Source organism: Burkholderia sp. Ax-1720, assembly GCF_011753035.1.
Classification (GTDB): domain Bacteria; phylum Pseudomonadota; class Gammaproteobacteria; order Burkholderiales; family Burkholderiaceae; genus Burkholderia; species Burkholderia gladioli.
In genome coordinates this window covers 1-17,743 of the sequence record NZ_VWWK01000093.1, presented here as the reverse complement: position 1 = coordinate 17,743, position 17,743 = coordinate 1, and the positions used below count along the sequence as shown (strand labels likewise).

Annotated in this window: 16 protein-coding genes and 1 pseudogene; 5 read left to right on the top strand and 12 right to left on the bottom strand. The window is 64.1% G+C overall.

Annotated features, from left to right (window positions below; translation table 11 throughout):
* Nucleotides 1-78: 78 nt before the first annotated feature.
* The 4 genes from F3J18_RS23240 to F3J18_RS23225 form a co-directional block, all read right to left on the bottom strand.
* Nucleotides 79-372 (bottom strand): hypothetical protein, encoded by a 294-nt coding sequence (locus F3J18_RS23240; RefSeq protein WP_025100743.1) that lies wholly within the window; start codon nucleotides 370-372, stop codon nucleotides 79-81.
* A 146-nt stretch (nucleotides 373-518) separates the two neighbouring features.
* Nucleotides 519-1,514, bottom strand: coding sequence for a malate dehydrogenase (locus F3J18_RS23235; protein WP_166914474.1), 996 nt, complete (start codon nucleotides 1,512-1,514; stop codon nucleotides 519-521).
* Between the two features lie 157 nt (nucleotides 1,515-1,671).
* Entirely contained in the window at nucleotides 1,672-2,076 is a 405-nt protein-coding gene (locus F3J18_RS23230; RefSeq protein WP_166914472.1) for a DUF305 domain-containing protein, read from the bottom strand.
* Between the two features lie 147 nt (nucleotides 2,077-2,223).
* Nucleotides 2,224-2,511 carry a type II toxin-antitoxin system HicB family antitoxin gene (locus F3J18_RS23225; RefSeq protein ID WP_166914470.1) on the bottom strand — a complete coding sequence of 96 codons (288 nt, stop codon included), beginning with the start codon at nucleotides 2,509-2,511 and terminating at the stop codon, nucleotides 2,224-2,226.
* A gap of 258 nt (nucleotides 2,512-2,769) precedes the next feature.
* On the opposite strand from F3J18_RS23225, the gene F3J18_RS23220 reads away from it, so the two are divergent.
* The 3 genes from F3J18_RS23220 (at nucleotide 2,770) to F3J18_RS23210 (ending at nucleotide 6,064) form a co-directional block, all read left to right on the top strand.
* Nucleotides 2,770-3,969 (top strand): M20 aminoacylase family protein, encoded by a 1,200-nt coding sequence (locus tag F3J18_RS23220; RefSeq protein ID WP_036030393.1) that lies wholly within the window; start codon nucleotides 2,770-2,772, stop codon nucleotides 3,967-3,969.
* A 98-nt stretch (nucleotides 3,970-4,067) separates the two neighbouring features.
* Nucleotides 4,068-5,390, top strand: a complete 1,323-nt coding sequence (locus F3J18_RS23215; RefSeq protein ID WP_166914468.1) for an MFS transporter — start codon at nucleotides 4,068-4,070, stop codon at nucleotides 5,388-5,390.
* Nucleotides 5,391-5,557: 167 nt separating this feature from the next.
* On the top strand, nucleotides 5,558-6,064 hold the full coding sequence (locus tag F3J18_RS23210) for an N-acetyltransferase (RefSeq protein WP_166914466.1): 507 nt from the start codon (nucleotides 5,558-5,560) through the stop codon (nucleotides 6,062-6,064).
* Nucleotides 6,065-6,149: 85 nt separating this feature from the next.
* Here the strand turns inward: F3J18_RS23210 and map are convergent, their stop codons facing one another.
* Both map and F3J18_RS23200 read right to left on the bottom strand, forming a co-directional pair.
* Nucleotides 6,150-6,980 carry a type I methionyl aminopeptidase gene (map, locus tag F3J18_RS23205; protein WP_013691500.1) on the bottom strand — a complete coding sequence of 277 codons (831 nt, stop codon included), beginning with the start codon at nucleotides 6,978-6,980 and terminating at the stop codon, nucleotides 6,150-6,152.
* Nucleotides 6,980-7,198, bottom strand: a complete 219-nt coding sequence (locus F3J18_RS23200; RefSeq protein ID WP_013691499.1) for a ParD-like family protein — start codon at nucleotides 7,196-7,198, stop codon at nucleotides 6,980-6,982. The genes map and F3J18_RS23200 overlap by 1 nt, the downstream gene beginning before the upstream one ends.
* Nucleotides 7,199-7,339: 141 nt before the next feature.
* Between F3J18_RS23200 and F3J18_RS23195 the strand changes: the two genes are divergently transcribed.
* The gene (locus F3J18_RS23195) at nucleotides 7,340-9,004 is read left to right on the top strand and encodes an ATP-binding cassette domain-containing protein (protein ID WP_166914464.1); all 1,665 of its coding nucleotides are present in this window, start codon (nucleotides 7,340-7,342) and stop codon (nucleotides 9,002-9,004) included.
* A gap of 1,278 nt (nucleotides 9,005-10,282) precedes the next feature.
* On the opposite strand, the gene F3J18_RS23190 is transcribed toward F3J18_RS23195, so the two are convergent.
* Genes F3J18_RS23190 through F3J18_RS23180 form a run of 3 tightly spaced genes read right to left on the bottom strand, consistent with a single transcriptional unit; the run spans nucleotide 10,283 to nucleotide 13,167 of the window.
* Nucleotides 10,283-10,933 (bottom strand): hypothetical protein, encoded by a 651-nt coding sequence (locus tag F3J18_RS23190; RefSeq protein WP_166914461.1) that lies wholly within the window; start codon nucleotides 10,931-10,933, stop codon nucleotides 10,283-10,285.
* Nucleotides 10,911-12,626, bottom strand: coding sequence for an adenylosuccinate synthetase (locus tag F3J18_RS23185; protein ID WP_166914459.1), 1,716 nt, complete (start codon nucleotides 12,624-12,626; stop codon nucleotides 10,911-10,913). The genes F3J18_RS23190 and F3J18_RS23185 overlap by 23 nt, the downstream gene beginning before the upstream one ends.
* A complete protein-coding gene (locus F3J18_RS23180; protein ID WP_166914457.1) occupies nucleotides 12,619-13,167 on the bottom strand; it encodes an AAA family ATPase in 549 nt (182 codons plus the stop codon). Before F3J18_RS23180 ends, F3J18_RS23185 begins: the two co-directional genes overlap by 8 nt.
* Before the next feature lie 267 nt (nucleotides 13,168-13,434).
* Here F3J18_RS23180 and F3J18_RS23175 point away from each other — a divergent pair, with 267 nt between their 5' ends.
* Entirely contained in the window at nucleotides 13,435-13,644 is a 210-nt protein-coding gene (locus F3J18_RS23175; RefSeq protein WP_166914455.1) for a hypothetical protein, read from the top strand.
* A gap of 316 nt (nucleotides 13,645-13,960) precedes the next feature.
* Here the strand turns inward: F3J18_RS23175 and F3J18_RS23170 are convergent, their stop codons facing one another.
* The 3 genes and pseudogenes from F3J18_RS23170 to F3J18_RS23160 all read right to left on the bottom strand — a co-directional run.
* Entirely contained in the window at nucleotides 13,961-14,797 is an 837-nt protein-coding gene (locus F3J18_RS23170) for a hypothetical protein (protein WP_166914453.1), read from the bottom strand.
* Nucleotides 14,798-15,119: 322 nt separating this feature from the next.
* Nucleotides 15,120-17,069: a HAMP domain-containing histidine kinase gene (locus F3J18_RS23165; RefSeq protein WP_166914451.1), complete on the bottom strand. Its 1,950-nt coding sequence runs from the start codon at nucleotides 17,067-17,069 to the stop codon at nucleotides 15,120-15,122.
* Nucleotides 17,070-17,361: 292 nt separating this feature from the next.
* Nucleotides 17,362-17,743 (bottom strand): annotated as a pseudogene (locus F3J18_RS23160) (monooxygenase); the annotation flags it as partial.

Genomic DNA, 17,743 nt, shown 5'->3' with positions numbered 1-17,743 from the left:
TCGATGTCGGCCCCGCCTTCGTTTTCGCGTCGGGTCGCGCCCTCGCGAGGAGGGCGCGAAGAGGGTGCGAGAAGCGGCTTACTTGCCCTGGATCAGCGAGCCGAGCGGCGCCAGCGGGCCGAGCGGGATGAACTCGTATTCGGCGAAGCCATCGGCCACCAGCGGCAGCGTGTTGGTGGCGGCGCGCGCGCTGTCGACCGAATCGGCGTCCATCAGGAACACCACGCCCGGCTTGTCCTGGCGATACCAGAACTGGTCGATCTTGCCGTCGAGGTAGAGCTTCAGCGTGGCGGGGACTTCGCGCGGCATGATGTCGGCGCGCTGCTCCGGCGTGACCGGCTTGACGATGGTGGCGATGGCGAGAACTTTCATGCAGGACTCCGTAGGACGGGTTGAGGAAATCGCGACTTGCGACGGAGTCCAGTGTAGGGAGGCGAGGGCGTCGAGGGTACGGTCATAAACGCCAACATTGGTGGCGTTTACGCCTGAATCACTTCGCTCCCTCCGGGCCGCTCGAATCAGGCGCCGGGGCCGAGGATCTCGCGCACGGCCGTCATTTCGTCCATCAGCTCGCGGGCCGAGGCGTCGATGCGCTCGCGCGCGAAGGCGTCGATCTCGATGCCGTTCACCACGCGGTAGCCGCCCGCCTCGCAGGTTACCGGCATGCCGTAGACGAGCCCGGCCGGGATGCCGTATTCGCCGCTCAAGACGATGCTCATCGAGACCCAGCGACCGTCGCTGCCCAGCACCCAGTCGCGCATCTGGTCGATCGCCGCGTTCGCGGCCGAGGCGGCCGACGAGGCGCCGCGCGCCTCGATGATGGCGGTGCCGCGGCGCGCCACCTCGGGGATGAAGACCTCGCGGTTCCAGGCTTCGTCGTCGATCCTGGCCGGCAGCGGCTGGCCGTCGGCGAGCGCGTGCCGGTAATCGGCATACATGGTGGGCGAGTGATTGCCCCAGACGGCCAGTTGCGTGATCGCGCCGACCTCGACGCCGCAACGCGCCGCGAGCTGCGAGGCGGCGCGATTGTGGTCGAGCCGGATCATCGCGGTGATGGCGTCGGGCGGCAGGTCCGGGGCGAAGCGGCGCGCGACCCAGGCGTTGGTGTTGGCGGGATTGCCCACCACCAGCGCCTTGACCGAGCGCTGCGCGACTTCGTTGAGCGCCTCGCCCTGGGTGCGGAAGATCGCGGCGTTGGCGGCCAGCAGGTCGCGCCGCTCCATGCCCTTGCCGCGCGGGCGCGAGCCGACCAGCAGCGCGTAGTCGGCATCGCGGAAGGCCTGGCGCGGATCGTCGCTGATCTCGATGCCGGCCAGCAGCGGGAAGGCGCAATCCTCCAGCTCCATCACCACGCCGCGCAGGGCGGGCATCGCCTGGGGCAGTTCCAGCAACTGGAGGATCACGGGCTGCTGCTTGCCGAGCAGGTCGCCGTTGGCGATGCGAAACAGCAGCGAATAGGCGATCTGGCCGGCCGCGCCGGTCACGGCGACGCGTTTGACGGGGAGGTTGGGCATGGTGCGCTCCTTGGGTGGGCTTGGGGCCGGCGCCCGCCGCGTGTGTCACTGCTGGCGGGCGCCGTTTCGTATGGCTCAAGCATCCCAGAGGCGGCGCATGCGCGCCAATACAGAAAAACGATTCGCGCCATGCCTTTGTGGCATGGCGCGAGGGCGCTCAATGCGCCTGCTGCCACTGCTTCATGGTGCGGATCTCGGTGCGCTGGGCGGCGACGATCTCGGCCGCGAGCTTCTTCATCGCGGGATCCTTGCCGTAGCGCAGTTCCACCTCGGCCATGTCGATCGCGCCCTGGTGATGCGGAATCATGTGGGCGACGAAATCCTTGTCGGCGTCGCCCGTGTAGGGCGGCGCGCTCATGCCCTGCATCATCTTCTGGTCGGCGCCCTGGAAGGCGGCGGTGGAGCCGGCCGCGCCGTCGTTCGGCGCGGACATCTTCATGCCCTGCATGCCTTGCATGGCGGCAGCGGCGCCTTGTTGCGCGCTGGCGAAAGCCGGCGCGCCCAGCAGGGAGACGGCTGCCGCGAGCGGCAGGATGGAGCGGAGTGCATGTCGGAATGTCATCTGGCTTCTCACTTTGACTGGGGGATGGCGAAGTGTGCGAGGCCGGCGTGCAGGTTGTGTGCCCGCGGGGCTCGTCACGGGGGATATCGTCAAGCTTGCCATGGTGGGAAGGTCAAGGGGGAAACGCCGATTCGTTGGCGAGTTCTTTCAGATCGCTCGGACCTTCCGTCCGATGATTTCGTTGACGAGAAATACCTTCGAAAGCGTCAGCGCTGTCAGAGTGACGACAGGTTGACCCGGCAGTGCTTTCGACGGCATGGGGATCGACCGCTTTTCGTCGCGGTAGATTGCAAGCGCGGCTTCGAGTGCATCAAGCGCCTGGACCAGCGCGTCGCTAACGGTTTCGCCAATCGTGATGGCCTCGGGAACGTCCGGGAAGGTGACGAGAATGGATCCGTTCGAGTCCGGTGTCAGGGTGACGGGATACGAGAGCATGGCGTGACGACTTCTCGGTTGTTGGCATTGCTCATGGTGCCATTTGGGACGGCCGTGCCATTTGACGCCGCGCTGGGCAGGAGACGCTGCGGTAATTTTTGTTGTATTTCCCGGGCATGAGGGGCATGGCACTCCCCCACCCCAGCGATAACTTTTACTAATCACGGTGAAAAATCCCGCATCTTCTACAGCGGGATTTGGCTGGCTATAGTCCGCCCCATCGATCCCCACCCGGCGCACCGCGCCCCGGAGCCCCTGATGACCGCCAACGCCACCGCCGCCCGCTACACCGAAATCCCCGATCTCGCCGACGACGTTCCCGACCTGCTCGACATCCGCCACCACATCCACCGCCATCCCGAACTGGCCTTCGAGGAGGTGGCGACGGCGGCGCTGGTCGCCGACAAGCTCGAAAGCTGGGGCTGGCAGGTCACGCGCGGGGTGGGCGAGACGGGCGTGGTCGGCACGCTGACGGTGGGCGAGGGCCGGCGCCGGATCGGCATTCGCGCCGACATGGACGCGTTGCCGATCCTGGAAGCCACCGGCCTGCCCTACGCGAGCGAGACGCACGGCAAGATGCACGCCTGCGGTCACGACGGCCATACCACCATGCTGCTCGGCGCCGCCCGCCATCTGGCGCGCACTCGCAACTTCTCGGGCACGGTGCACCTGTACTTCCAGCCGGCCGAGGAAAAGGGCGTGGACAGCGGCGCCCAGCGCATGATCGCCGACGGCCTGTTCGAACGTTTCCCCTGCGATGCCGTGTTCGGCATGCACAACCATCCCGGCGCGGAGCCGGGCAAGTTCCTGATGCGACGCGGGCCGTTCATGGCGGCGGGCGATCGCGCCGTGATCGAGATCGAGGGCGTGGGCGGCCACGCGGCGCGCCCGCACCTGGCGGTCGACACGGTGGTGGTCACGGCCAGCATCGTGATGGCCCTGCAGACCATCGTCTCGCGCAACCTCGATCCCTCGCAGGCGGCGGTGGTCACCATCGGCACCATGCACGCGGGCACCGTCAACAACGTGATCCCGCAGCGCGCACGGCTCGAGCTGAGCGTGCGTTCGTTCAGCGAAACGGTGCGCGCGCAACTGAAACGCCGGATTACCGAGATCGCCGAGGCGCAGGCGGCCAGCTATGGCGCCAAGGCCACCGTCGACTATGTCGACGGCTACCCCGTGGTGGTCAACTCCGACGAGGAAACCGATTTCGCGGCGCAGGTCGCCAAGGAACTGGTGGGCGAGGCCAACGTCGTCGAGCAGACCGATCCGCTGATGGGCAGTGAGGATTTCGCCTACATGCTGCAGCAGCGCCCCGGTTCCTTCGTGCGGCTCGGCAACGGCGTGGGCGAGGACGGCTGCATGGTCCACAACCCGCATTACGACTTCAACGATCACAACCTGCCGATCGGCGCGGCCTTCTGGACGCGGCTCGTCGAGCGTTACCTGTCGCGCTGAGATCGCGCCGGCATCCTGCGTCGCCACGAGCGCGGCGACGCATCGCCCCGCGCGATCCATCGAGCCCGTTTCCAACCATCAAGCAAGGGAGAAGCCGCATGCGCGACGAGCAACTGACGCTTCGCATCGACGAAACACCGGGCGCCGCCGCGCCTGCCCGGCTGTCCGCGCGCGGCGCCGTGGTGGCGGCCGTGATCGGCAACTGGCTCGAATTCTTCGATTTCACCGTGTATGGATTCTTCGCGGTCCTGATCGGCAAGCTGTATTTCCCGGCCGGCGACGCGACTACCTCGCTGTTGCTGTCGGTGGCGACCTTCGCGGCGGGCTTCTTCACGCGGCCGCTCGGCAGCGTGCTGCTCGGCGTCTATGCCGACCGGCGCGGCCGCAAGGCGGCGCTGAACCTCACCATCATGCTGATGGCGATCGGCACGGGCTTGATCGCGATCGCGCCCACCTACGCGCAGATCGGCATGTTCGCGCCGCTCATCATCGTGTTCGCGCGGTTGCTGCAGGGCTTTTCGCAAGGCGGCGAATTCGGCGCGGCCACCTCCACCCTGCTGGAACAGGGCGATCGGGCGAAGCGCGGTTTCCGCGCGAGCTGGCAGCTTGCCACGCAAGGCGGCGCGGCCTTGATGGGCTCCGGGCTCGCGGCGTTGCTGTCGAATGTGCTGACCAAGGATGCGCTGGAAAGCTGGGGCTGGCGCATTCCCTTCCTGGTCGGCCTGTCGATCGCGCCGGTCGGCATGCTGCTGCGCCGCCGGCTCGCGGAGGAGCCCGGCGCGGCCTCGCACGCGATCGACGGCGGCGTGTTGCGCGAGCTGTTCACCCAGCACGCGCGCACGGTGCTGCTGATCACGCTGACGGTGATGGGCGGCACGGTCTCCACCTACATCCTGACCTTCTACATGCCGACCTACGCGATCCACACGCTGGGCCTGCCGATGAAGCTGTCGATGTTCGTCGGCGTGGCATCGAGCTGCGTGATCCTGGTGATGTGCCCGGTGTTCGGCTGGCTTTCCGACAAGGTGGGCAGCCGCAAGCTGCCGATCTTCGTCGGGCGCGGCACGCTGGTGTTGCTGCTGTTTCCGGCCTTCATGCTGATGAATCGCTATCCGACGCTGTCGGTGGTGATGCCGCTGACCTCGCTGATGCTGCTGTTCTTCTCGATGGGCTCGGCCTCGGAGTTCGCGCTGATGTGCGAATCGTTCCCGCGCCGGATCCGCGCGACGGGCATCTCGATCGCCTATGCGCTGGCGGTCACGATCTTCGGCGGCACGGCGCAGTTGGTCGCCACCTGGCTGGTGCGCGTGACCGGCAACCGCCTCGCGCCGGCCTGGTACGTGGCGGTTTGCGTGCTGCTGTCGCTGGTGGCGGTGTCGCTGCTCAGGGAGACGGCGAAGGACGAGGGCGAGGCGGGTTGAAGTAGGGCGCGGGGGCGCATCGTGTTTCATCGAAATCGGACCGAATGTCATGATTCCAGCCTTGCAGGCCGCTGGATCGATGGCTTCAGCGGCGATCTCGTGCCGCAAGGGCGATCTCGCTCCGGCATCAAGCTAGAATCATTCGCCTGCCCGTTACCGAGCCGCCGATGATCACCCTCCGCCCCCTCACCCCCGACGATTTCGACCGCTTCTGGCCGACCTTCCAGGCCATCGCCGCCGCGCAGGAAACCTACGCCTACGACCCGGCCATCACGAAGGAGGCGGCGCGCGCGCTCTGGATCGACCTGCCGCTCCACACCTTCGTCGCCGAGCAGGACGGCGAGCTGCTCGGCTCCTACTACCTGAAGCCGAACGCCGCCGGCCCGGGCAATCACGTCTGCAATTGCGGCTACATGGTGTCGCCCGCCGCGCGCGGCAAGGGCGTCGCGCAGCGCATGTGCGAGCACTCGCTGCAGGTGGCGCGCGAGGCAGGCTTCCTGGCGATGCAGTTCAATTCGGTGGTCGCGACCAACGAGGTTGCCGTCGCGCTGTGGAAGAAGATGGGATTCGAGGTGGTGGGCACGCTGCCGCGCGCCTATCGCCATGCCAGGCTCGGCCTGGTCGACTGCCTCGTGATGTACCGCTGGCTCGGCGAGCCGGATCCGGCCGCCTGAAACGTCGAGGCCGCCGCGCGCCATGATAGGCGCGCGGCGGCCCTTGCCTTGCCGCTGATGCTCGACGCGGCAGCCGCCGCCCGAATCAGGCCGCCGAAGCCGACTCCGAACCCTGCGCCGCGCCGATCGACGCGTAGCTGCCGGTGCCTTCCGGCCAGGGCGTCAGCACCTCGAAACCGTGCTCGGTCACGACCACCATGTGCTCCCATTGCGCCGACAGCGAGCGGTCGCGCGTCACGACGGTCCAGCCGTCCGAGAGCTGCTTGGTTTCCGCCTTGCCGGCATTGAGCATTGGCTCGATGGTGAAGATCATGCCCGGCACCAGCTTGAGCCCGATGCCGGGCCGGCCGTAATGGAGCACCTGCGGCTCGTCGTGATAGACGGTGCCGATGCCGTGCCCGCAATACTCGCGCACCACGCTGTAGCCGGCCGCGTGCGCCACGCTCTGGATGGCATGGCCGACATCGCCGAGCGTCGCGCCCGGCCTGACGGCGAGGATCCCGGCGCGCATCGCCTCGTAGGTGGTGTCCACCAGGTGCCGGGCGGCGGGCGCGGGTTCGCCGACGTAGTACATGCGGCTCGTGTCGCCGAACCAGCCGTCCTTGATCACTGCGACGTCGATATTGATGATGTCGCCGTCCTCGAGCACGTGCGCCGAGGGGATGCCGTGGCAGACCACATGGTTGACCGAGGCGCAGATCGTCTTCGGGAAGCCGTGATAGCCGATGTTGGCGGGCGTCGCCTTCTGCACGTTGACGATGTACTCGCGGCACAGCGTATCGAGTTCGTCGGTGGTGACGCCGGGCTTCACGTGCTCGCCGATCATCTGCAGCACCTCGGCCGCGAGCTTGCCCGCCACGCGCGATTGCGCGATTTCCGCCTTCGAGCGGAGCGTGATTTTCGGAGCGCGCGCCATCACGCCACCTGCGGCAGTGAGGTTTCGTCGGGCGCCTGCTGGACCTCCGCGCGCAGCAGCATCTGGCAGATCTCGCCGTAGCTCAGCGTCGGATTCAGTTCGGCCAGCATGCCCACGCGCAGCCAGTGCTCGGCCTGAGCATTGATCGAGCGGCTCAGCGCGCCGCTGGTGCGGCGCAGGGAGTCGTGCATCGACTCGGAGATTTTGATGATTCCCATGTTGCCCTATTTATATGAAATGTAGCTATTTCGCATATTAGCAGAAATAAACCGGGCTGCCACGGGTCGACTGCGGCTCCGCATCGGGCAGGCTTGCCCGCCGGTCGGCTATGATGCCTGTCCTCTCCGAAGTCGCTCCTCATGATCTCCATCCGTAATGTCACCCTGCGCCGCGGCGTCAATGTCGTGCTCGACCGCGCATCCGTCGTCTTCACGCCGGGGGAAAAAATTGGCCTGGTCGGCCGCAATGGCGCCGGCAAGTCGTCCTTCTTCGGCCTTCTCAACGGCACGCTGCATGAAGACGGCGGCGAGTTTTCGATTCCCGCCGCGTGGAAGATGGGCCAGGTCGCGCAGGATATGCCCGAGACCGAGCAGAGCGCGACCGACTTCGTGATCGAGGGCGACACCGTGCTGCTGGCCGCGCAGGCCGAGGTGGCCGCCGCGGAAGCCAGCGACGACGGCATGCGCATGGCGGAGGCTTACATGGCCCTGCACGACGCCGGTGCGCATGATGCTCCCTCGCGGGCACAGGCGCTGATTCTCGGTCTTGGCTTCAGCGAGGCGCAGCTCGACCAGCCGGTCAACAGTTTCTCCGGCGGCTGGCGCATGCGGCTCCAATTGGCGCGCGCCCTGATGTGCCCGTCGGATCTGCTGCTGCTCGACGAACCGACCAATCACCTGGATCTCGACGCCCTGGTCTGGCTGGAAGCGTGGCTCAAGCGCTACCAGGGAACCCTGGTGGTGATCAGCCACGATCGAGAATTCCTCGACGCGGTGACGCAGGTGACCGTGCACGTCGACAACGCGAAGCTGGTGCGCTACGGCGGCAACTACAGCAAGTTCGAGGACATGCGCGCCGAGCAGCTGGTCCTGCAGCAGGCCGCGATGGCGAGGCAGGCGGACAAGATCGCCCACCTGCAGAAGTTCATCGATCGCTTCAAGGCCAAAGCCTCGAAGGCGAAGCAGGCGCAGAGCCGGGTCAAGGCGCTCGAACGCATGGAGAAGATCGCGCCGGTGCTGGCCGACGCGGAGTTCAGCTTCGAGTTCAAGGAGCCGCTCAACGTGCCGAACCCGCTGCTGTCGATGCTGGACGCGAGCTTCGGTTACCCCGCGCCGGACGACGCGGCGCCGGATACGCCGCCGACCGTCATCGTGCGAGGCATCAATCGTTCCGTGCTGGCCGGGCAGCGCATCGGCATCCTCGGTGCCAACGGGCAGGGCAAATCCACGCTGGTGAAAACGGTGGCCCACGCGCTGGCCCCGATCGCGGGCGAGATCAGCGAAGGCAAGGGTTTGAACATCGGCTACTTCGCCCAGCAGGAACTCGACGTGCTGCGTCCTCTCGATACGCCGATCGAACACATGATCCGCCTGGCCAAGGACACGCCGGCGCACATGCGCGCGCCCGGCCAGAGCGGCACGGAACAATCGCTGCGCACGTTCCTCGGCAGCTTCAATTTCAGCGGCGACATGGTCCATCAGCAGGTCGGCACGATGAGCGGCGGGGAAAAGGCGAGGCTCGTGCTGTGCATGATCGTGTGGCAGCGCCCCAACCTGCTGCTGCTCGACGAGCCGACCAACCATCTGGACCTGGCCACCCGCGAGGCGCTGGGCATGGCGCTCAATGAGTTCGAGGGTACCGTGATGCTGGTCAGCCACGATCGGTCGCTGCTGCGCGCGGTGTGTGACGAGTTTTGGCTCGTGACCAAGGGCGGCGTGGAGCCCTTCGACGGCGATCTGGACGATTACCAGCAGTTCCTGCGCGACGAGGCCCGTCGCATGCGTGAGCAGGCCAGCCTGCAGTGAGTGTGCGTTGATTACTAGAACTTCGCTAAATCGAGAACTGGTGGATGCATTGGTCTCACTGCCGGAGTGGCAGTTGGTCGAAGTGATCGCCATGGCCTTGGAGGGGCGCGAGGCTGCAGTGAGTCGTCCGGAATGGCAGTCCGCCAAGTTCGTGCTTGCGGAGGCTCACCGATTTAATGAGGTGTCCGGTGTGTCGTCACCTTGGGAGCTTTTGGTGCTCGCACGACCCCAACATGTTGGGGAATGGGTGGCTGAGGAGCGTGGACCGAGCCAAGAGGGCAATTGCTGCGGCCTCACACTCGTCAGCTACGCTAAACGCATTGTTTGTCCCATTTGCGGCAGCGCGGCGACTGCTACCTAAGTGAATCACCGAGCGTCGACTTGCTGCGTTGAAGTCGTAATTCATCATGTCCGTGAAAGGGGAGCGAGAAGCGTCGGTCCGGAAAAACCTGAGCGCAGGCCTTGGCGTAGTTTGTGCGTGAGGCGCTGCCAGATAAGGCGAATTTGCTGTCGTATCGCCGGGATAGCGGTTGCAGGCGCCGATGTGGATAGCATGCTCACGTGATCGGAAAAGCTGCTTTGGCGGTCCAGGCTTACCGGCGGAGTGAACGGAGTCGGTCGAAATTTTCCGCTCGACTAGCTGCCAGTGACGTGGCTGGCAACTTGCGGCCATGGGCGGTCGGTCGACCTCCGTCGCTGTGTGTCCGCTCGTGGTACGAAAACGGCTAGATACCCCAGGTGTCGATGATAAAAGATCAGCTTGGGGCGCCGACGGCAATGTGATAACAGATGCGATCGGTACAAATGCCGATGACGTATTGGGGAGATCAATGGTGACACATGCTGGATGTTGCAGGCGAGAGGGCAACTCACTCCTGCTCCATCTGTGCCTGTATCTTTTGAGGACGAGCGCCCAACCGCGCAGCAAATTGGGATTGAGATCGTCTCCATTGCCGTTCGTGCTATCGACACGTCTGGCTGCAAGCAAAGTTGCGCTAATTCGCCCCGAGCGTCGTCGTACGATCGACGGCCATCTCGTTTTCGGCCAACAACCAGTCGGCTACGCAGGTCTTGTTTCTCACTCATACACTCTGATGCCAGTTGTCCACGTGGACACTTAGCATCAGAGTGCAGTGATTGCTACTCAAGGGCGTCGTTACTCGACCGCTTACGTTCCATGTCCTATTCTTGCTGAGTCATTGCCATACTTCTGTGGTGAGTCGATGGACCGTCCTGCGCCATTGGTGCCTCGCTATGCGGGGGAGGGGGCGAGCGCATTCAGGCCAGTTGTTGGAGCATTTGGTTGCCCTTCATGCGCCGCACTTCGATGACATAGCGTTCGATGTCCGGAATTTGACCGTCCACCACAATCTCGACGACTGGCTTGGCGGGACCTCCGCGAGCATTTGCCGGATAATCTTGGATTCGCTTGAACACATCGATTCCCCTGGCATGAGGCATCGGAAAGGTGTTCCCGGAATTCATGTGGCACAACCAGAGGCTGGGAGCGTAAGCACGGATGAATGGGCCGCTGTCAATGGTCAACACATCATGTTCGAGATGTCGGTAATCCCGCGCCCCGAGTAGGCCATGCAAGCGATGTTCTTCCGCCCAGAAAAAGACCTTGCCATTAATGAGTCTGTACCAGGCTTCGGGCGTGGTTCCGTCTATCAGCGCCCGTGCCAAGCGTTCGGGGGGCATCGGCTTTTGATCCCGCAGCACGATCTCGCCTGGTGCTTGAGGAGGCACAGCCATCTTACTAGTTCGTTGAGCGGTCTCATATTGGCTGCGAGCCCGGCCGGTGATGCCGAAGTGGTCCAGCACTGCTGAGGCCGACATCAGGCCGCGGTCTCGGATGCTGGGCCACGTGTCGGCTTCGGCCATATGAAAGATTCTTGGATAAGAGTCAATCAGGTTTTCGATTTCCACGAGGTATCCGACGTGTTGAGCGGGCAGTCCAGTTCCGACGGTCGATGACGGAGCGAAGATCGTTCGTTCCGTCAGGCTCTCGCGGGAACCGGGTGTTGATGAGTGAAACCGGGGCTTGTGCGACGCGCTCCAGTTCTTCCACGAACTTGATGGTGTCTTGAGTTAGCTGCTCGAAGCGGCGTGCCTTGCTGTTGCTCGCGTCAATATAGTCTGCGAAAGTGAGGACGATGTCGGTGGGCGCATTGAGTGCACAAGCCTTGCGGAACTGGTCCCATTCGAACCAGCCCACACGCCGTTTGCGTTTGGTGGTGGAGGTTTTCTCCGCCTTATTCAGAGCTTCGCGGTCCAGGCCTGCTTTTTCAGCAATAGCATCAAAGGTTGTGCCGTGCTTGAGCGGTCCCGATGTGTGCCCCAGGTCCCCATCGGGATCACCCACGCGGATGGGCATGGGTCGAATGACCACCAGGATCTTCCGCACCCGGCTCGGTGAGATGCCTGCCTCGGCCAAGCAGCCCGCTACATTGGTGTCGCGCGAGGTTACGAACGGGTAGGTGCCGTGGAACAAACTGAGGCCGCTGCCTTGCGTTCCCTCAAGCAAGACAGATTGTCCGTTGCGGTAGGCCTCTTCGAGGCGATTGGCTGTGCAGCCATGGTAATGACCTTCTGTTCCCACATAGGGTCGAAGCTCCGGGATGTCGCGTGCCAGACGAACGCTAGGCTTGCCACGCTCCAGAATCCGCCTCGCAGTTGCCGCTCCGCTTCCGCTGCCCGTCGAAGCAATTGTGCCTACTAGATGTTTGCCTTCAGCTTCTCGGTCGGCTGGTTCGATGATGGTGGCCTGAGGGTCGATGAATAAACGATCTGGCGTGAGGCCACAATCGGCGATCTCCTTGAGCAATCCAGGCAGCCAGATGGTAATCCCCGGTCCGAGTAGGAGCTTCGCTTTGACGTCACGGGCGCCGGACGGGATGTGGTGGTAGGTATAGGCGCCATCAGTACTGGCGACAGTATGGCCAGCATTGGGGCCACCAACCCTTACCATGACATCGTACTCGCGAGCTAGATAGGAAACGACGTTGCCTTTGCCTTCGCTGCCATATTGCCCCCCCACGATGACGTCGACACAGCGCACGTCGGGCGGGGTGTAGAGGTGTAGACGGGCCGCAACGCGCACCAGGGTATCTTGAGCGTCGGTGCGGGTTGTTGAAATTCGCACGTCCGCGTCATTCCTCAGAGCAAGGATGTCCGATTGCTCTTTGAGATGGTCAATTGCCTCATAGAGCGGCGCGCCTAGCTGTTGTCCGTCGGTCGATATGTAGCGGGCGAGCAGCGTCTCCTGGCTCGCATATAGGTGCACATGAACAAGACTCGGCCCGAAGTGCTTGCGAAACTCGGCAACCTGGTTCGGATCGCTGACATGGTCGACGACGACTGGCTGGTCGGCGCGAATCCCCTCAAGGCCAGCAAGGACGCCCAAGACGACCCACCGAGAGTGGGTGTCGACATTTTGCTTCAAACCTTGCTCAATGAGGTGCTGTCGGTCCGCGGACGAGAGGCCGAGTTCTAGCTGGTCCGCTAAGAGGTCCCGGGTGCGAACCACAAAGAAACCGAACTCCTTCTCCAGCAAGGTCGCGAGACCAGTTTTGCCGCTGCAGGTTTTGCCACTGATAATGACGATCTGGCGGTCACTCATGCTTCGCCTCCCAGGCTTCCATAATGCGCTGGGCGATGTCTGCTGGTGATAGCGCAGAGGTGTCAAAGATGTGGTCGGCAATGCTGCCAAGGGATCGCGTAGTGATCTCGTTTGAGTGAGCGATCACCTCTGCGTAGGGTGTGTCTCCCGGCTTGGCGCGTTCGTTGTAGCGCTGCACAAGCACGGCTTCGGGCGCGGTGAGGTGGATATGTCGGATATGTGGGCCGAAGCGGTGCCGGAAATGCAACACCTGTCGAGGTTTACGAACAGCATCGAGAAGCCAGTTCGATTGCTCGGGAGCACGATTGATCATTGGAGCGGCGACTTCATCGACGATCCAGATGAAGTCGGTTTCGTCGTCCAGCCGGTCGCCTAACTCCTGCAGTTGGTGTTTTTCTCCTTCGGCTGAGAGCGATTGACCGTAAGACCGGAGGTAGCCGCTGCTGCTAATGCGGCAAAATTGGAACCTGCGTTCCAATTCTTTGGCGATAGACGATTTCCCAGCGCCCGAGGCGCCGCTCAACAAAAGCAGTTTTTCCACCGCACCGCCCCCGAGGCTGTAGCCGCTGATATTGCTGTTTTTGTGTTAACAAGCTCGCTCGGACGAAAAGTCGAGACAATAAGATTATTGGTTAATAATGTGTAGGGTTTTATCAACAAGATACATTGGGGTTTTTGCTAATCGTGGTGGATGCTCAGCTGCCTATTTTGATCCGCATAATCGGCGCAAAGTTGGAGGGCTGTGAGATGCGACTTGCGCGAGTGCCAGGACGCCGCGCCTTCTCGCATGGAGGCGGCCCTAATTGAGGTGCTGCATCTCGATCATCTGCGCGAAAGCGGGTTTGCGCCGGCGGTGCTCGAGCGCCTGGCCGTTGCAGGCGTGACGACGTTCGATCAGTTGCTGGGGCTGATCTGCCGCCGGCGGCAGCAGTGGTACATGCGTTGCCGCAGCTGGGCTCTGTCGGCGCCATTGACTATGCTCAGGCTGCCGCGTGTGGTCGACAAGGGGCGGCACTAGCTCAAGGTGCAAATTCCGGCCAGCTTAATGACGATGCTGCGCGAGATCCACGCCGCTCACGCTTCGGTCAGAGCCAACCGGCACTCGGCTTCTCAGTGGGCGGGTTTATCGGCGCAGAGGGGCCGGGCCAGTTGCTCGCGCAACCAAGCGTCATCGCATGGGCCGTGGCGGCATGACGCCAGCGGCTCATGACCAAGGCGTAGTCTTTTCTTCCGAACCGCCTCAAAGTTGTGACCGAACCGTAGGGCGACATCCGGCCAGGAGCAGCCGGTCGCATGAACATCCGCACGGTTGTACTGGCCGGTGGTCATCCTTTTTATCCCGCCGGAATCAGCGTATGGACAAGCTTTTTGCTGGTGCGATGTACGCCAAAGGCCAGCCCACCCCCTAGAAGCGTATTATGCATATGGCCGTCAAGCCGAACCGTCACGTAGGAATCCGTCTCTTCAATCAATTGCCCGGGGAAGTGAATCGCCTGAGGCTGGGTATAGATTCCCATGCCGCCAATCTTGCTGCCAACGATGTAAAGCGATCCAAATTTTACTGGCTTCCCTTTTGTTGGTAATTTTCCATTTAAATCCCTCTGCATCAGATCCGACAATACCATTGCGCCAGTGGAAAGTTCTGAGCGATAGTTCGCCAGATCTATCGAACTCAGTGACTTCAGTTGGGACTCTCCATATGACGTGGGCAGATCATAAATATAGCGCCCCACCCATGACGAAGAACTGGAGTTTCCATACGCATGAAACACCAAAGAAAGGCGAAACTTGCCGTCATCGCAGTGTTGCACAAAGACAAATGATTCGACCGTATAAATTGCCGCCTTACTATCCGCGAGAAGACCGGTCTGATGTATCGCTTCCAAAGCTATGGGCTCGGGATCAATCGAAAACACTGAGCCGCTATACTCATCTGCCATCGCCTTTGTTTTGGTAGAGATATTCATGCCACCAAGAATCGGCCCGAGAAGAATATTTCCGCCATCGGGCTGCACGACAACATATTTTGTACCGGACGCTATGGCTGATTGTTGTGGCAAATATTTTGAGGGTGGAAGTGCATTGGAAATAGAAACGGAAATATTACCTTTTTCAGACGTGAACGGCGGAGGGGTGCTCGGTGCAGCAGCACACCCAACCAGCATCAACATTGCAATTAGCGATAACGGTCGACCCAGCATAGATGCATTTTCCATGTACTTAATGACGGAATGTTCACATTAACCCCGGCCTCAGCAATCTGTTGCCCCCGTAGGCTAAGAGCGGTGGCGCTATTACGAATAATACCGGGGGCGATTAGCTGTCGCGCGACCGCGACTGCCATAACAAGAAGGAAGGTTACATTGACCGTAGCCGGACGGTTGCTATGGAAAAACTGGAAGGCCCGTTCAGGGTCGATAGCAGACGCGTCTAGCACCCTACGGCTGGATCGACGCGCTGCCTTGTATGTTCCGAGCGGCGCCGCAAGCTGCCTCAGCCCGCCTCGACCGCCGGCAGCGCCAGCGTCACCGTGGTGCCCTGCCAGGCCGCGCTGCGCACGCGGATCTCTCCCGCATGGCGCTCCATCACCGCCTTGACGAAGGCCATCCCGAGCCCGACGCCCTTGGTCTCGGGCTGGCCGTCGAGGCGGAAGCGCCGGTAGCGCTCGAACAGCCGCGCCTGGTCGGCGATATCGATGCCGTAGCCGTGGTCGCGGATCACGCAGCGCACGGTGGCGCGGTCCTCGCTCGGCTCGACCGAGCATTCGACGCGCGTGTGCGCCTCGCTGTACTTGACGGCATTGGCGAGCAGGTTGATCAGCGCGCGCGAGAGCAGCGCCGGGTCGCCGCGCACCAGCGCATCCTCGCGGCGCGCCACGTCGTCGATCACGATTCCCTTCTCGCGCGCGAGCGGCCAGACCGCGTCGCGCGCCTCGTTCATCAGGTCGGCGAGATTGACCGGCACCGGCTCGTATTCGCCGGCCTCGGCGCGCGACATCTGCGCGAAGCCGTCGGCCATCGCCAGCGTGTGGCGCGCGAGCTTGTCGATGCGCGCCAGCCGCTCGCGCGGCACGCAATCGGGCGGGCAGGCGCCCGGCGCCTCGTCGGGCTGGTTGACTAGCACGATCACCGAGGTCAGCGGCGCGCGCATGTCGTGCGAGAACAGCGTCAGCATGTCGTCGCGCTGCCGTTCCAGCACGTTGCGGCGCACATAGGCGCGGCGCAAGGTGTCGAGCGCCTCGCTGACATGCCGGATTTCCAGGCTCGCGCCGGCCGGCACCGCGATCGGCGAGACGTCGCCCTCGCTCAAGGCGATGATGCGCCGGCGCAGGTGGTCCAGCGGGATCAGCAGGGCGCGGCGCGTGCTGCGCACCAGCGCATACAGGATCGCGAGGCTGAGCAGGGTGGCGACGATCGAGATCGCCACGCGCAGGCGCGCCAGCTTGCGATAGGCGGTGGCGCGCGACTGGGCCGACTCGATCACGCGATCGCGCAGTTGCTCGGAGGGCTGGAACATCGGCACGATGCGTCGCGAGAAATCGGCGGCGCTCATCGAGTAGCGGCCGTCGCGGCCCTCGGTGAAGGTCTGGTCGACCAGCGGCACGATACCGTTGTCGAGCGCGCTGTTCAGGCGCATGAAATCGACCGCGATCGCCGTGTTGCCGAGCTGCGGCACCATCGCCCCGGCGATCAGCGAGCGCAACTGCTCGATGCGCCCGCGCATCAGCATGATCTGCGAGAGCCGATCGCGATCGAGCGGCTGCTGCAGGAACATCGGCGCGATGAACAGCGAGCCCAGCCGGCCGGAGTATTCGCGCAGGTCGCCGAGCAGGCGCGCGAGCAGCAGCGCGCCGGCCACGTCGGGGTTGCCGAGCGTGGCGTGGGTGGACAGGTCGTCGATCAGCGGCGCGAGCGCGTCGACGATCCCGAACAGGCGCACCTGCAGTTGCACGATCTGCCGCTCGGTGCGCGCGGCGCTCGGTTGCGCGGCCAGGGCGTCCACCTCCCGGCGCGCCGCCGCCAGCCGCTCGATGATCAGGTCGAGCGCGCCGCGCAGGCCTTCGGGGTCGGTCGGCCCGAGATTCGAGGCATGGGCCAGGCCGTCGCGGAATGCGGCCAGGGCCGCGTCGGAGCGCTCGCGTGCCTCGGCGAGGTTGCGCCGCTCGACGGCATCGTCGCCGCGCAGGTGGGCGAGCTGGTCGTTGGTCGGCCCGCGTTCGGCCGAGACCCGGTTGGCGGCCACCATCGCGATGCGCACCAGCTCGAAGGCGAGCAGGTCCGCGTTTCCCTGGCGGTAGCGCGCGTAGCTGTTCGCAAGGATCGTGCCGCACAGCAGCGCCAGCATCGCCACCACCAGCGTGAGGCCGATGCGCATCCTCTGCTGGATCGTCAGCTGGCGCAGGCCCGCCCTGGGCAGCGGGTTCAGGGAGAAAAATCGGCGCATGGCGCATTACCCATACAGTGGATCCGGGCGACCGCGCCGGTGCCGGCCCCGCGATCCGGACGCGGTGCCGGCCGGGCGGCCAGTTGTGCGCCGATATTAGCGGAATCCGGGAACGCCGAAAGCAGGTGGATGCGAGCAGGGCGGGCGGCGCGCGAAGCGGCGCCCGCTTCGCGAAGCGGGGCGATGGGCCTCGGCCGGCGGGGAGGCCGGCGATGGGTGCTGCGCAATCAGCCCGGTGTGTCGCCGCGCCCGGTCGGTTTGCCGGGCGGCCTGGCTTCGGGCTGCCGAGGGTTCAGGCGATGCCGATGCGCCACTGCCCTTGCGGCAGCGTGCCGTTCACGGCGAAATCGCCGACGATGCGTTCGCGGTAGATGCGCGGGTTGTGCGAGGCGATGGTGCGCGCATTGCGCCAGTAGCGGTCCAGGCCGTTGCCGCGCAGCGTCGCCGAGGCGCCGAGCGCGTCGAACACGCTGCCGGTGGCGTCGAGCACGAGTTCGATGACCACCGCCTGGGCCTGCCAGATCTCGAGCTCGGCCTCGGCGATGGCGGTCGAGCCCGGGTTTGCGGTGGAGCCGTCGAGCGAGGCATGCGCGGGCGGGGCCGAGGTCGCCGCGGCCTGCGTGGCACGCTCGAGCGCGCGGGCCGCCTGCGCCACGGCAGCCGCCGCCGCCCAG